Source organism: Plantactinospora sp. DSM 117369 (genome assembly GCF_053764795.1).
The window spans coordinates 5,385,185-5,399,599 of record NZ_CM132446.1; the positions used below are offsets into that span (position 1 = coordinate 5,385,185).

Annotated in this window: 13 protein-coding genes; 10 read left to right on the forward strand and 3 right to left on the reverse strand. The window is 71.0% G+C overall.

Annotated features, from left to right (window positions below; all coding sequences use genetic code 11):
• Positions 1-41 precede the first annotated feature (41 nt).
• Positions 42-485, reverse strand: a complete 444-nt coding sequence (locus ACSMXO_RS23410; protein WP_455413768.1) for a PPC domain-containing DNA-binding protein — start codon at positions 483-485, stop codon at positions 42-44.
• A gap of 380 nt (positions 486-865) precedes the next feature.
• On the opposite strand from ACSMXO_RS23410, the gene ACSMXO_RS23415 reads away from it, so the two are divergent.
• Entirely contained in the window at positions 866-3,025 is a 2,160-nt protein-coding gene (locus ACSMXO_RS23415) for an amylo-alpha-1,6-glucosidase (protein WP_455413769.1), read from the forward strand.
• A gap of 73 nt (positions 3,026-3,098) precedes the next feature.
• Positions 3,099-3,887: an SDR family NAD(P)-dependent oxidoreductase gene (locus ACSMXO_RS23420; RefSeq protein WP_346256475.1), complete on the forward strand. Its 789-nt coding sequence runs from the start codon at positions 3,099-3,101 to the stop codon at positions 3,885-3,887.
• A 71-nt stretch (positions 3,888-3,958) separates the two neighbouring features.
• Here the strand turns inward: ACSMXO_RS23420 and ACSMXO_RS23425 are convergent, their stop codons facing one another.
• Positions 3,959-4,438 (reverse strand): hypothetical protein, encoded by a 480-nt coding sequence (locus tag ACSMXO_RS23425; protein WP_455413770.1) that lies wholly within the window; start codon positions 4,436-4,438, stop codon positions 3,959-3,961.
• A 340-nt stretch (positions 4,439-4,778) separates the two neighbouring features.
• Here ACSMXO_RS23425 and ACSMXO_RS23430 point away from each other — a divergent pair, with 340 nt between their 5' ends.
• The 8 genes from ACSMXO_RS23430 to ACSMXO_RS23465 all read left to right on the forward strand — a co-directional run bounded on the left by ACSMXO_RS23430 (position 4,779) and on the right by ACSMXO_RS23465 (position 13,891).
• Positions 4,779-6,446, forward strand: a complete 1,668-nt coding sequence (locus ACSMXO_RS23430; RefSeq protein WP_455413771.1) for a fibronectin type III domain-containing protein — start codon at positions 4,779-4,781, stop codon at positions 6,444-6,446.
• Positions 6,447-6,513: 67 nt separating this feature from the next.
• On the forward strand, positions 6,514-7,188 hold the full coding sequence (locus ACSMXO_RS23435; RefSeq protein ID WP_346256472.1) for a hypothetical protein: 675 nt from the start codon (positions 6,514-6,516) through the stop codon (positions 7,186-7,188).
• Positions 7,185-8,165, forward strand: coding sequence for a nickel/cobalt transporter (locus ACSMXO_RS23440; RefSeq protein WP_455413772.1), 981 nt, complete (start codon positions 7,185-7,187; stop codon positions 8,163-8,165). The genes ACSMXO_RS23435 and ACSMXO_RS23440 overlap by 4 nt, the downstream gene beginning before the upstream one ends.
• Before the next feature lie 80 nt (positions 8,166-8,245).
• Positions 8,246-9,202, forward strand: a complete 957-nt coding sequence (locus ACSMXO_RS23445; RefSeq protein WP_346256470.1) for a DUF1152 domain-containing protein — start codon at positions 8,246-8,248, stop codon at positions 9,200-9,202.
• Between the two features lie 13 nt (positions 9,203-9,215).
• Positions 9,216-10,205 carry an NAD(P)-dependent oxidoreductase gene (locus ACSMXO_RS23450; RefSeq protein ID WP_455413773.1) on the forward strand — a complete coding sequence of 330 codons (990 nt, stop codon included), beginning with the start codon at positions 9,216-9,218 and terminating at the stop codon, positions 10,203-10,205.
• 169 nt (positions 10,206-10,374) lie between these two features.
• Complete coding sequence (locus ACSMXO_RS23455; RefSeq protein WP_455413774.1) at positions 10,375-11,283, forward strand: ABC transporter permease; 909 nt, start codon at positions 10,375-10,377, stop codon at positions 11,281-11,283.
• Positions 11,280-12,176 (forward strand): carbohydrate ABC transporter permease, encoded by an 897-nt coding sequence (locus ACSMXO_RS23460; RefSeq protein WP_455413775.1) that lies wholly within the window; start codon positions 11,280-11,282, stop codon positions 12,174-12,176. Before ACSMXO_RS23455 ends, ACSMXO_RS23460 begins: the two co-directional genes overlap by 4 nt.
• Positions 12,177-12,229: 53 nt before the next feature.
• Positions 12,230-13,891, forward strand: coding sequence for an extracellular solute-binding protein (locus ACSMXO_RS23465; RefSeq protein WP_455413776.1), 1,662 nt, complete (start codon positions 12,230-12,232; stop codon positions 13,889-13,891).
• Between the two features lie 19 nt (positions 13,892-13,910).
• Here the strand turns inward: ACSMXO_RS23465 and ACSMXO_RS23470 are convergent, their stop codons facing one another.
• Entirely contained in the window at positions 13,911-14,261 is a 351-nt protein-coding gene (locus ACSMXO_RS23470) for a hypothetical protein (protein ID WP_455413777.1), read from the reverse strand.
• Between the last annotated feature and the right edge of the window lie 154 nt (positions 14,262-14,415).

The window sequence follows — 14,415 nt, forward strand, 5'->3', positions numbered from 1 at the left end:
CGATTCCTCCGGTCGCGGCGGCGGCCGGAGCGGTACGCCGGTCAGCCGTGCGCCGTGCCGGTCAACATCGCCACCCCAATCTCCGGGTCGACCCGCTTGGCCAGCCCCGCCGCGACCTCGGTGACCACCACCTCCAGGGTGGGCCACACCTCGCCGCGCAGCAGGTGGCCGCCGACCGTACCGCCGTCCCGGCGGCCGAGCACCGCGTGCACGTGCAACGCCGGCTCGCCGTGCAGTTCGGCGATGTCGCCGACCAGGGAGAGCACCTCGACCTGCTCCGGTACCGGTATCCGCAGGTAGTCCCGGGCCGGCCGGTCGAAGTAGCCGACCTCGGCGCTGGCGAACCCGCCCACCGCGGTCACCTGCGCCGCGCGGATGCCCCGGCGCCGGGCCACCTCGTTGACGGTGGCCACCGCCTCCTCGCCGGGCTCGACCGCGATCACCACCACCCGACGGCCGTCCCCGGCCAGTTCGACGTCGCGCATTCTCCGCCTCCTTGTCTCCGCTCCCCCTTCGTGCCCGCCGGAAGGGGCCGACATACCTGCCGGTCACCTCGACCGGACCTCCCGCCACCTCGACCAGACCTCCCGCCACCTCGACCAGACCTCCCGCCACCTCGGCCGGGCATGGACGGTGCCGCCGCGAACGAGCTGGCGGTGACCTGGTTCTCCGGGCTGCCGCCGTGGACCGGCGCCCGCGATCACCGGTGCGGCGGGGGGACAGCCGCGCCGAATTCCCCCGTCCGGTACGGGACCAGACAGGCCGAGGGGCTGGTTCCCGCGTTCGGCACCGGTCCCGCCCCGGCGCTGCCTAGGCTGGCGTCGACAGGATGGCCACGCTTCTCGTGCGGGTGAAGGGGGCTGCCGTGACGAATGTTGTCCGGCGTCCCACCCCGGCCGATCCGACCCCGGGGGTGGTGACGAGCCCCAACGCCCCGAGTTCGGTGGCGCGTACCCAGCCGCCGGAGTTGGGCCCGGACGCGGTCGCGGTGGTGGAGGGCCGGTCGTTCATGGTGAGCAACGCCACCGGGGACGTACCGGTCGGCACCATCGGCGGTCTGGTGCACGACGACACCCGGCTGCTCAGTCAGTGGGAGTTGACGCTGGGTGGGGCGCCGCTGCTGATCCTCAGCTCGGGGCTGGTCGATGACGACTCGGCGGCCTTCTTCCTGACCAACTCGGACCTGCCGCACGTGCCGACCAACAGCGTCGGGGTACGCCGCCAGCGGTTCATCAGCGACGCGATGCAGGAGCGGATCGAGCTGGAGTGCTTCGCCAACGAGGTGCAGTCGGTGCAGCTCCGGCTGCGGGTCGGCACCGACTTCGCCGACCTGTTCGAGATCAAGCAGCGGGTCCGGGACCGCTCCGCCAGCATCACCCGGGACCACTCGACCGACGGCTCCCGGCTCTGCTTCACCTACCGCAACGCGGACTTCACCGCGGTCACCGACATCCAGGTGTCGCCGCCGGCGGACCGGGTGGAGGAGAACGACCTGATCTGGGACCTGCATCTGGAACCGGGGCGCAAGTGGGAGGCCGAGCTGGCGGTGGCGCTGCCCCGGCGGCCGACCGAGCTGCCCACGCTGCACCGCCAGTTCGGCGAGGGTTTCGACCTGGTCGGCGAGGACCCCACGCACGACTGGCGGGAGGACTGCCCCAGCCAGGATCTGGACTCCGACCTGCTGAACCGGGTGCTGCACAAGTCCAAGATGGACCTGGTGGCGCTGCGGATCGAGCAGAACATCGGTGACGAGACCATCGTGCTGCCGGCCGCCGGCCTGCCCTGGTTCCTCACCGTCTTCGGCCGCGACTCGCTGGTTACGGCGTACCAGTCGCTGTCGTTCGGGCCGCGGCTGGCCCGGGGCGCCATTCGGTCGCTGGCCAACTACCAGGGCACCAGGCTGGACGACTTCCGGGACGAGGAGCCGGGGAAGATCCTGCACGAGGTACGCAGCGGCGAGCTGACCCGGACCGGCGAGAAGCCGCACAACCCCTACTACGGGACCTCCGACGCCACCCAGCTCTGGCTGATCCTGCTCTCCGAGTACTGGCGCTGGACGCTGGACGACGACTTCGTGCGGCGGTTCCGGGACAACGTGCACGCCGCGCTGCGCTGGATCGACCGCTACGGCGACCTCGACCAGGACGGGTACGTCGAGTACGCCACCCGCTCGCCGCAGGGGCTGGGCAACCACTGCTGGCGGGACTCCCCCGACGGCATCGCCTACGCCGACGGCACCATCCCGGTACTGCCGATCGCGACATGTGAGATCCAGGGCTACACCTACGACGCGAAACTCCGGGTCGCCGAACTCGCCGACGGCCCGCTGGGGGATCCCGAGCTGGCCGAGCGGCTGCGCGCCGACGCGCACCAGCTCCGGGAACAGTTCAACCGGGACTTCTGGATCGACGAGCGGGGCGGTTACTACGCGATCGGCCTGGACGGGGACAAACGTCCGATCGACTCGATGACCTCCAACATGGGGCAACTGCTCTGGAGCGGCATCGTGCCGCCGGAGCGGGCGAAGGTGCTCGCCGGCCAACTCCTCTCCGGGCACATGTTCTCCGGCTGGGGCATCCGGACCACCTCCACCGAGAACCGGTGCTACAACCCGATCGGCTACCACAGCGGCACGGTCTGGCCGCACGACAACTCGCTGATCGCGCACGGCCTGGCCCGGTACGGGTTCCGCGACGAGGCGACCCGGGTCATCGTGGCGATGCTGGAGGCGGCCGACTTCTCCGCGCACCGGCTGCCGGAGGCGTTCGCCGGCTACGACCGCTCGTACGGGCGCAAGCCGGTGCCGTACCCGACCGCCTGTACCCCGCAGGCCTGGGCCAGCGCGGCGCCGCTGTTGTTCATCCGTACCCTGCTCGGGCTGGAGGCCCGGAACGGCCAGTTGCTGGTCGACCCGCACCTGCCGGCGGACTTCGGCCGGATCAGGCTGAGCCGGATCCAGGCCTTCGGCAAGCGTTGGGACCTGGAGGCGACCGGCGACCAGGGTCACATACAGCTGACCCGGTGAGAGTGGCGCCGCCAAAAAGGGCAGATACAGAGCGTACCTGCGGATCACCGTTCGGTGATGAGAGAGTGACCTCATGACCGGAACGAACGCCTCGGGCAGCGGAGCCGGCCTGCTCGGCGACAAGGTCGCGCTCCTGATGGGCGCGAGTCGCGGTATCGGCGCGGCCGCCGCCCGGCTGTTCGCCCGCGAGGGTGCCGCCGTGGTGCTGACCGCCCGGACCGAGTCCGAACTCGCCGACGTGGTCGGGGAGATCCGCGACGCCGGCGGGACCGCCGACTACGTGCTCGCCGACCTGACCGACGGGGCCAGCATCCAGGCGGCGGTGGACAGCGTGATCCGGCTGCACGCCCGGCTGGACATCGCCTTCAACAACGGCGGCATCTCGATCCCGCAGACCCCGATGGTGAACGCGACGGAGCAGAACTTCGACCTGGTCACCTCGGTCAACTATCGGGGACTGTTCCTCTCGATGACCGCGGAGATCCGGGCGATCCGGGCCACCGCCGGGTCGGGGGCGATCGTGAACGTCAGCAGCGTCGGCAGCCTGCGCGGCGCACCGGGCCTGGGCCCGTACGCGGCGACGAAGCGGGCCGTGAACAGCCTCACCGAGACCGCCGCCGCCGAGTACGGCCCGGAGGGTATCCGGGTGAACGCCATCGCCCCGGGCACCACCATGACCGGGGTGATCCGGCAGTGGGCCGATGACGAGCCGGCCGCCGTCGAGCGGCTCAACGCGCTCACCCCGTTGCGCCGGGCCGCCGAGCCGGACGAGATCGCCGCGGCGGCCGCCTGGCTGCTCAGCGACCGCGCCTCCTTCGTCACCGGCGTCTGCCTGCCGGTCGACGGCGGCCTCCGGGCCTGAGCCCGCACCGGTTGCGACGCCTGGCCCGGGCGGCCGCCCGGAACAGCTCAGCCCAGCGGCAGCACCACAGCTCAGCGCAGCGGCAGCACCGAGTCGGTGAGCCGGCCGCGCGGGCGGTAGACCACGCACATCACGGTGCGATCGCCGTCCGCCCAGGTCTGCTCGGTCGGCAGGATCGGATAGAAGTCGAGGGTGCCGCCGTTGCGGTCCGGCCAGCGCCGGTCGAAGTAGCCCCGGCAGCCCTGCCAGGCGAAGTCCGCCAGCCGGGCACGGTCCCACGGCCCGTCATCGGCACGCAGGAAGCCGTACGACTGGTTGTCGGCGCCGGACTCGCAGGGCTCGTACCGGACGACCACCTCGGCGGCCTCCCGCGAGTACGCCGGGTCGGAGAAGCACTCCCCGCCCTCGATGTTCAGCACGCCACCGGTCTGCGCGGTGACGAAGGTGTCCCCCTTGACGATCGGCGGCGAGGGCGTCGGCTCGACCGCGGCGAGCGCCGCCAGGGTGCCGACGGTGGCGACCACCGCCCAGCGGCGGGACGGCAGTTTCATCGTGCTCCGTAGGGTCGGCGGTCGGGATGGTCGGCGGGTCGGGATGGTCGGCGGGGATGCCGGCCGCCGCGCGGTCGAGGGACTCGGGCTGGTGCCGCCGGCATGGTAGGTGGGCCGGGGTGAACGGTCGGTTCCCGGACGATGGACGGGCGGTCTCCGCACGGTGAAGCCCGGCACCGGGCACGACGTGTTGATCATGAATTAACCCGCTGGCCAGGCCCGTTCACCCGGCGGCCAGTCAACGGCCGACCGCCGGTCGTCCACCTCTGGATGAATGCGCTTGGCCACCGGCTGCGGGCCGGCGGCCGTACCCACTTTCACCCGAAAGGTGATCCCTGTAGTGAGTGACGTCAAGAGACCCTGGATTGCCGGCTCCCGGCGGGCCAGACTTGCCGCTATCGGTGCCGCCGCCATGCTCGTCGGCGGTTTCGCCATCAGCCCGGTGGCGTTCGGTGACGCCGCACCGGGCAAGTACCCGGCGGCCGAGATCCACCGGCCGTCCCCGATGCCCGACCGCATCATCCTCACCCCCACCACCACTCCGGCGACCTCGCAGCGGGTGACCTGGCGGGCCGAGGCCACCCCCGAGTGGGCCCAGGCCGAGATCCTGGAGGCGCCCGCCGCGCTCGGCCAGGTGGTGCCCGCCGCCGGCACCGTCTCGGTCGTCAAGGCACTGTCGACCAAGTCGGTCAACACCTCCCTCGGGTACGCCTCGACCTACCACACCGTGGAGTTCGTCGGCCTGAAGCCGGGCACCCGGTACACCTACCGGGTCGGCGACGGCACCAACTGGAGCGCCTGGACCGACTTCACCACCGCCACCCCTGACGCCACGCCGTTCTCGTTCATCTACTACGGCGACGCGCAGAACTACCTCGACTCGGCGCTGCCCCGGGTGTTCCGGCAGGCGTTCGCGGACCGTCCGCAGGCCAAGCTGATCGTCAACGCCGGTGACCTCATCGACTCCGCGAACAGCGAGGAGCAGTGGGGGCAGTGGTACCAGGCCGGCGGCTTCATCGACGGCCAGATCAACAACATCTCGATCCCCGGTAACCACGAGTACAGCGGCAGCACACTGTCGCAGTTCTGGACGCCGCAGTTCCCGTACCCGGACAACGGGCCGGCGGGCTGGCCGGCGGAGCTGGCCAAGACCGCGTACACCGTCGACTACCAGGGTGTCCGGTTCATCGGCCTGAACAGCAACGTGCAGGGCATCCCGGACGTGATGGCCGCGCAGACCGCGTGGCTGGAGGGGCTGCTCAAGAACAACCCGAACAAGTGGACCGTGGTGACCTTCCACCACCCGGTCTACTCGACGGCCGAGGGCCGGAACAACCCGGTGGTCCGGGCACAGTGGGGCCCGCTGTTCGAGAAGTACGGGGTCGACCTGGTGCTCCAGGGCCACGACCACACGTACGGCCGGGGCAGCGTGGCCTCGTCCCGCCAGTCGGTGACCGTGCACGACAGCACCGTCTACGCGGTGTCGGTCTCCGGCGGCAAGATGTACGACGTCGACGGCTCGGTCTGGACCGACAACAACGCCGACATCATGAGCCAGGCCGAGGACAAGCAGCTCTACCAGCTCATCGACGTCACCGGCGACAGCATCCGCTACGAGGCCCGGTACGCCAACGGCCAGCACCACGACGGTGTCGTGATCCGGAAGAACGCGGCCGGTGAGCGCACCGTCAACGAGCTGCGTACCCCGGAGAACACCGTCGGCGAGCAGGTCAAGGTCAACAAGACCATCGTCGAGGCCAGGGGCAAGGTCCGGGTCAACGCCTACGGCTACGACCCGGGCGAGGAGGTCACCGTCTACCTGCGCAGCACGAAGGACGGCGCGGGCCGCAAGGGCGTCTTCATCGCCTACAAGAAGGCCGACGAACTGGGCCGGCTCGTGTACAGCTTCGCGCTGCCGCCGTCGGCGAAGAAGAACACCACCCACGTGGTCTACCTGGACAGCGAGAACCAGCAGATCACCAGTCCGGTCATCACCGTGACGAAGTAGTTCCCGCCGCCCCGGACCACCGCCACCGTGCGGTGGTCCGGGGCTGGTTCGTACGTCAGGAGACCTCTTGATCGCCCGCATCCCATCGCCGGCCGTCGCGCTCGGCTTGGCCGGCCTGGCCGTGCTGTCCGCGCTCGCCCTCCCGGCGACCCCGGCCGCCGCGCACCCGTTCGGCCCGCCCTCCACCGCGCGGATCAGCGTGCACGGCTCCCGGGTCGACCTCGCCTGGCTCGCCGCCGAGGACGACTGGGTGGCGCTCGGCCAGTCGCTCGGCGCCTTCGAGGACCCGCGCCTCGGCGCGGTCGCGACGAATCTGACCGGGGAGCAGAAACTCCAGCGCTCGCCCCGGGTGCACGACTACCTGCTGGAGCGGATCTCGGTGCGGCAGGACGGGAGCCCGTGCCCGGGCCGGCTCGACACTCTGGACCGGCTGCTCGACGAGGGCGCCCGGCTCACCTTCGACTGCCCGGCCGAGGTGGTCGACCTCGACGTCACCGTCGGCGCGCTGACCGACCTCAACGAGGCGTACCGGACGATGCTGACCAGCCAGACCCCGGCCGCGCCGGACCGGGCGCTCTTCACCGCCGCCGAGCAGACCCACCGGGTACGTTTCACGCCCGGCGCGGGCGGCCTGCCGGCCAGCAGCGTACGCACCCTGGCCGGCGTCGGCGCCGCCCTGCTCGTCGGGGTCGTCGCACTGGTCACGGTACGGCTGCGCCGGCGCGCCCGGAGCCAATCGTGACCGGTGTCGAGGGCCGGTTGGTCGCCCTCTTCGACGGCCGGGGCGTCTTCTGGCTCGCCCTGGTGGTGGCGCTCGGGGTCGGCGCCGCGCACGCGGTCGCCCCGGGCCACGGCAAGAGCGTGACGGCGGCGTACCTGGTCGGCACCCGGGGCCGCTACCGGGACGCGGTCCGGCTCGGCGTGATCGTGGCGGCGATGCACACCTTCTCCGTCCTGGTGCTGGCGCTCGCCTGGGTCGGACTCAGCGGCGCCGCGAGCCTCGGCACCAAGACGCTGACAGCCTGGATGCAGGTGGCGGCCGGGCTGCTGGTGATCGGTGTCGGCGCACACCTGAGCTGGCGGCACCTGCGGGGCCGGGCGTCCCACCAGCACGGCCACGGGCACAGCCACGGCCACGGGCACAGCCACGGGCACAGCCACAACCACGAGCACGGCCACAGCCACGTCCTCGTCGGGCGCGGACACGGGGCCGCTCCGGTTGCCGACCATGCCCACGGGCACGAACACGGGTCCCGGCATGAGCACGGAGACACGCACCCGCACCACCACGGCCACGGGGACGCGCACCTCAGCGACCACGACCACGGGGACGCGCACGGGCACGGCGGCACGCACGGGCACCGGCACGACGTACCGGCACCGACCGATCCGTGGTCGCGGCGCGGGCTGACCGTGCTGGCCCTCTCCGGCGGCCTGCTCCCCTCGCCGTCCGCGTTCCTGGTGCTGGTCAGCGGCCTGCTGACCGGTCGAGCCCTGGACGCGCTGGTCCTGGTGCTCGCCTTCGGGATCGGGATGGCCGGCACGCTGACCGGGGTCGGCGTGATCACGATCCGTGGCTTCGCGCTGCTGACCGGGACGGCCCGGCGCTGGCCGGTGGCGGCGACCGCGGCGGCTTGGCTGCCGGCGGTCGCCGGAATCGCGGTGAGTCTCGGCGGCTGCCTCTACCTGGTCGCCGCGATCTCGGTGCTGACCGGCTGAGCTGAGTAGTATTCGGGCCTGGTCCGGTCAGGGCCGCCGCCGGGTCGGGCGGGCCGGGACGACGAGGGTGGGGAGGCCCGGTGGCCGGACTGGCAACCCCGCCGCTGTTCGCCGCACTGGCCGGCGCGCGCAGCGTCCTGGTCGCGGGGGCCGGAGGCGGGTTCGACGTGTACGCCGGACTTCCGCTGGCGATCGCGCTCTGGGACGCCGGTGTCCGGGTGCACCTGGCCAACTACTCCTTCGCCCAACTGGAACTGCTCGACCTAGACTGCTGGCTGGCCGAGAACGTCGCGGCGGTCACCCCGGAGACCAAGGGGCCCGCCGACTACTTCCCAGAGCGGGTACTCGCGGAGTGGCTGGCCGGGCACGGCTTCCCGTCGACGGTGTACGCCTTCCCCCGCACCGGTGTGAAGCCACTGCGCAAGGCGTACCGGCACCTGGTGAAGCGGTTCGAGGTGGACGCGATCGTGCTGGTCGACGGGGGCACCGACATCCTGCTGCGCGGCGACGAGGCCGGGCTCGGCACCCCGGTCGAGGACATGACCAGCCTCGGGGCGGTCGCCGGGCTGCCGGTGCCGGTACGGCTGGTCTGCTGCCTCGGGTTCGGCATCGACGCGTACCACGGGGTCAACCACGTCCAGGTGCTGGAGAACCTCGCCGCGCTGGACCGCGAGGGCGCCTACCTGGGCGCGCTGTCGATCCCCGGGCGGAGCCGGGAGGCGACGCTGTACCGGGAGGCGGTCGCCCGGGCCCAGACCGCCACCCCGCTGCGGCCCAGCATCGTCAACGGGCAGATCGCGGCGGCCACCCGGGGCGAGGTCGGCGACGTCCAGTTCACCCGGAGGACCAGCGGCAGCACCCTCTTCGTCAACCCGTTGATGGCGATCTACTTCACCGTCGAGCTGGCCGCCCTGGCCCGACGGTCGCTCTATCTCGACCGTCTGGAGCACACCGTCGGAGCCCGCCAGGTGGCGTCGCGCATCGAGGAGTTCCGGTACGACGTGTCGAGCCGGAAGCCCTGCGCCTTTCCGCACTAGGTCACCGGGAACCATGTCACCTTCACCAGGAAGCCTGTCACCGGCCAGGCGACCCAGCCCGATTTCGGGCCGGCGGCACCGCCCGCTCACCTACGCTGCCGGGTGGAGGCAGGGCCTACGGGGGGACGTTTCGATGGCGCAGACGCAGCGGGTGGCCGTACTCGGGCTGGGTGGCATGGGTCAGCCGATGGCGGCCAACCTCGTCCGGGCCGGCCTGCCGACCGTCGTCTGGAACCGCCGGCCGGGGCCGGCCCGGCAACTCGGTGAGCAGGGGGCCGAGGTCGCCGACAGCCCGGCCGAGGCGGTACGCCGGGCCGACGTGGTGATCACGATGGTGACGAACGGGGACGCGGTCCGGGCCATCGCGATCGACCAGGGCATGCTGGCCGAGATGGCCGAGGGCGCGATCTGGGCGCAGATGAGCACCATCGGGGTCTCCGACACCGAGCGGATCGCCGGGCTGGTCCGCGAGCAGCGTCCGGACGTGGTCCTGCTGGACGCGCCGGTGGCGGGCAGCCGTGGCCCGGCGGAACGGCGTCAACTGGTGGTGCTCGCCTCCGGCCCGGAGCAGGCCCGGGGGCGGATCGCCCCGGTCTTCGACGCGCTCGGGCAGCGGACCGTCTGGGCCGGTCCGGTCGGTGCCGGTTCCCGGCTCAAGCTGGTCAACAACATGCTGCTCGCCTTCCTGGCCGAGGGGATCGCCGAAGCGATGGCGCTCGGGCACTCCCTCGGCCTGGACCGGGCGGCGGTGCTCGGCGCGTTGCAGGGCAGCCCGCTGGTCTCCCAGTGGGCGGCCGAGAAGCTGGAGCGGATCGGCCGGGACGAGTACTCGGCGCAGTATCCGCTCTCCCTCGGGCTCAAGGACGTCAACCTGGCGCTGTACGAGGTCGACATCGACCGGTTCCCGGTGGCCAACAGTCTGGCCGCGCAGTGGCAGCGGGCCGTCGACCACGGGCTCGGCGACGAGGACGTCACCGTGCTGGCCAGGGCACTCCAGCACTGAGCTGCTGGCCGCGCTGCTCGGCGGGGAATTCCGGCGGCATAGATCCACGTCTTGACGCTCATCAGGGTCGACTCTAGGTTTACCCGGATGTAACAGCCGACTTCCGGAACTGTCGCGATCCATCGTGTTCACGCGTCGCATCCGGCGGGATTGAATGGGGTGGGCCGGCTTGTCGTGGTGGGACCGGGTACGGCGGGACCGCATCCTGCTGCTCGCGGCACTTCCCGGCGTCGCACTCCTGCTGACGTTCCACTATCTACCGTGGCTCGGCAACGTCATCGCGTTCAAGGACTATCAGCCGTACGTCGGAATTCTCGACAGCCCGTGGAGCGGGCTGGCGAACTTCCGGATCATCGTCAGCGGCGACCCGGCTTTCCTGAACGCGCTGACCAACACCCTGATCATCACCCTGCTCCAGGTGCTGGTCGTCTTTCCGGCCCCGATCGCCCTCGCGCTGCTGCTGGACAGCCTGATGTCGCAGCGGCTCAAGCGGACCGTGCAGAGCATCCTCTATCTGCCGCACTTCCTCTCCTGGGTCATCGTGGTCGCCATCTTCATGCAGTTGCTCGGCGACGGCGGGCTGCTCAACAACTTCCTCCGAGACCACGACCTCGGCACGGTCAGCATCGTCAACAATCCTGACGCATTCTTTGCCCTGGTCACCGGCCAGGTGCTCTGGAAGGACGCCGGCTGGGCAACGATCCTCTTCCTGGCCGCGCTCTCCCGGATCGACGGCACGCTCTACGAGGCGTCCGCAGTGGACGGTGCCAGCCGCTGGCGGCAACTGTGGCACATCACGCTGCCCGGGCTGCGCGGTCTGATCGTGCTGCTGCTGATCCTGCGGCTCGGTGACGCGCTGACCGTCGGCTTCGAGCAGATCGTGCTCCAGCAGCCGGCGGTCGGGGCGGACGCCAGCGAAGTGCTCGACACGTACGTCTACAACAACGGCATCCTCGCCGGTGACTGGGGGGTCAGCGCCGCCGTCGGGCTGGTCAAGGGCCTGGTCGGGCTGCTCCTGGTGCTCGGCGCCAACCGGCTCGCGCACCGCTTCGGAGAGCAGGGGGTCTACCAGCGATGAGCAACCGGCCGACCATCGCGGGTGTCACGGCCGCGTCGAGGCCGGTACGCGCGCTGAAGGGCGTGGTCCTGGCAGTCTGCTGCGCGGCGGTGGTCGTACCCTTCCTCGGGATCGTCTCCACCAGCCTCGCCACGCATGAGCAGATCACCCGGGACGGCGGCTTCGTACTCGTCCCCGACGAGGTCAGCTTCGCCGCGTACGCCGCGATCCTCTCCGGCGGCGTGGTGACCCGGGCGACCCTGGTCAGCCTCTTCGTCACCGTCGCCGGTACGGCGTTGAGCATGGCCACCACCATCCTGCTGGCGTACGGGCTGAGCCGCCCGCGGTCGGTGGCGCACCGGCCGCTGCTGATGGTCGTGCTCTTCGCCCTGCTCTTCGCCCCCGGCATCATCCCGAGTTACCTGGTGGTGAAGAGCCTCGGGCTGCTGGACAGCTACTGGGCGTTGATCCTGCCGGTCGCGGTCAACGCGTTCAACGTGATCATCCTGCGGGCGTTCTTCATGGACCTGCCCCGGGAGGTGATCGACAGTGCCCGGATCGACGGTGCCGGTGACCCCGCCATCCTGTTCCGGATCGTCCTGCCGCTGAGCAAGGCCGTACTCGCGGTCATCGGGTTGTTCTACGCGGTGGCGTACTGGAACGCGTTCTTCAGCGCCCTGCTTTATCTGAACGACACCGCGAAGTGGCCGTTGCAGCTCGTGCTGCGGACATACGTGGTCAACCAGACCCAGCTCGGCGTCGACCAGCTCGGCTCGGCCGGCGCGGCACTGCCGCCCCAGGAGGCGATCCAGATGGCCATCCTGGTGCTCTCCATCGTCCCTGTCCTCGTCGTCTATCCCTTCGTGCAGCGGCACTTCACCAAGGGTGTGCTGATCGGCGCGGTCAAGGGCTGAAATACCGCTCCTCCTCCCCCGATTCCCGCAGGCGTTACGCCAAGGAGCAAACGATGACAAGTGAACCGGCGATCGGCCGCCGACAATTCCTGACCGGTGCGCTCGGCACCGCCGCCATGATCGCCAGCCCGGGACTGCTCGCCGGCTGCGGCGACGGCGGCACCACCACCGGCGGCGATCACAACCGGGCCAGCGGCTCGGCCAGGCTGCCGAACTACACGCCGTACACCGGGGTCACCCCGGACCTGAAGGGCAACCGGCAGGGCCTGCTGGACGCCTTCCTGAAATATCCGGAGCCGCCGGTGCAGGCCACCGACGGCCCGCCCGGCGACGGCGGCGAACTCTCCGCCTTCGTCCTGACCAACTCGCCGGTGCCGCCCGCGGTCGGGCAGAACCCGTTCTGGCAGGAGATGAACCGGCGGCTCGGCGTCGACCTGCGGTTGACCATCGTGCCCAACGCCGACATGCCGACCAAGTTCGCCACCCTGGTCGCCGGGGACGACCTGCCGGACGTCATCGTGCCGGCGCTGTACACCCCGAACGGCCTGCCCGCCGGTACGGCGAACCTGCCGGCCTGGCTCGCCGCCAAGTGCCAGGACCTGACCCCGTATCTGAGCGGCGACGCGGTGCGGGAGTACCCGTTCCTGGCGAACCTGCCCACCGACGCCTGGCGGGACTGCCGCTACAACGGCGGCATCTACGGCCTGCCGGTGCCCCGGGGCATCGGCGGCACCCTGATGATGCGCCGGGACGACCTGTTCAAGCAGCTCGGCGCCGACCTCCAGCCGGGCAGCTTCGCCGAGTTCCGGGACGTCTGCCGCAAGATCACCGATGCCCGGGCGAACCGCTGGGCGGTGGCCCAGGCTCCGCTCGACTTCGTCCGGCAGATGCTCGGCAACCCCTGGCGCTGGAAGCTGGAGGGCGGCAAGCTGGTCAGCGCGTACGAGAGCGAGGAGTTCACCCAGGCGCTCGCCGACACCGCCCGGCTGGTCAAGGACGGTGTGGTGCATCCGGACAGCTTCACCAACAACGCGCCGACGAAGAAGTGGTTCAACGCGGGCAGCGCGTTGATGATCGCAGACCGGTACACCGCCTGGCCGCAGTTCTTCGCGGAGAACATCGCCGGGCCCGACTTCGACATCGGCGGCATGCGCCCGCCCCTGCACGGCGGCGGCGGGTTCGCGGCCACCTGGCAGGCCCAGGCGACCAACAACTTCACCGCGTTCAAGAAGGCCGACGAGGGTCGGATCCGGGCACTGTTGAAGGTCTGCAACTGGCTGGCCGCGCCGTTCGGCACCGAGGAGTGGCTGCTGCGCCGGTACGGCGTCGCCGGGGTGCACTACCGGATGGAGGGCGGCGGGCCGGAGCTGACCCAGGCCGGGGTGAGCCAGACGGTACTCGGGATCCGCTACATCGTGGACGCCCCCGACGTGATCTTCGTGCCCGGCGAGGCCGAGGCGACTCGCAAGTCGTACGAGTACCAGAAGTCGATCATCCCGACCGCGATCAAGGATCCGACGCTCGGGCTCTTCTCCGACACCTGGTCGCGGCGGTCCGGGCAGCTCGGCACGATCGTCAACGACGCCCAGATGGACATCCTCAGCGGGCGCAAGCCGGTCTCGGCCTGGGGCGACATCCTCAAGCAGTGGCGTAGCACCGGCGGCGACAAGGTGCGGGGCGAGTTCGAGGAGGCGATCGCGAACAGCAGCGACTAGGAGCCGCGTCGGCGCGGGGTCAGGGGTTGGCCGGGCGGTCGGGCAGGGCCCGCCGGACGAGTACCGGAAGCAGCGACGCGGCGAGCAGGAAGATCGCGGCGACGAACAGCCAGCCGACCGTGCCGTACCTGCCGACGGCGACGGTGAACAGGGCGGGTCCGAAGATCTGCACCGTCGCCGTCGCCGCCTCGGCCAACCCCTGGTACGCGCCCAGCGCCCGCTCCCGGGCCAGTCCCAGCGAATCCGGCCTGGTGGTGCCGAGAAGGCCCGCTGAGCGGCCGGCACCGGTCTGGTGGCGGTCGCCGCGCATCCCCGGGGGAAGCCAGACCAACATCACCCGGGAGGTGCCGCGAGTCCTGGCCGCCGTCAACCAGCTACTCCGACCCTGTGGGAGCTTTCCGAGCGGCTGACCGGCGTCGACTACGCCTTCCCCAGCACCCGACCGGCGGCGTGACCGCCGGGCCTCAGAGACGTCCCGACCGAGGCGTCCCCGGCCGCCCGGATCGGGCCGATCTCGGGCCGCC

What these genes read in the sequence shown, in the direction of transcription:
- ACSMXO_RS23410 (WP_455413768.1), bottom strand. Translation starts at nt 485, where the DNA reads ATGCGCGACGTCGAACTGGCCGGGGACGGCCGTCGGGTGGTGGTGATC.
- ACSMXO_RS23420 (WP_346256475.1), top strand. Translation starts at nt 3,099, where the DNA reads ATGACCGGAACGAACGCCTCGGGCAGCGGAGCCGGCCTGCTCGGCGAC.
- ACSMXO_RS23425 (WP_455413770.1), bottom strand. Translation starts at nt 4,438, where the DNA reads ATGAAACTGCCGTCCCGCCGCTGGGCGGTGGTCGCCACCGTCGGCACC.
- ACSMXO_RS23450 (WP_455413773.1), top strand. Translation starts at nt 9,216, where the DNA reads ATGTCACCTTCACCAGGAAGCCTGTCACCGGCCAGGCGACCCAGCCCG.
- ACSMXO_RS23460 (WP_455413775.1), top strand. Translation starts at nt 11,280, where the DNA reads ATGAGCAACCGGCCGACCATCGCGGGTGTCACGGCCGCGTCGAGGCCG.
- ACSMXO_RS23465 (WP_455413776.1), top strand. Translation starts at nt 12,230, where the DNA reads ATGACAAGTGAACCGGCGATCGGCCGCCGACAATTCCTGACCGGTGCG.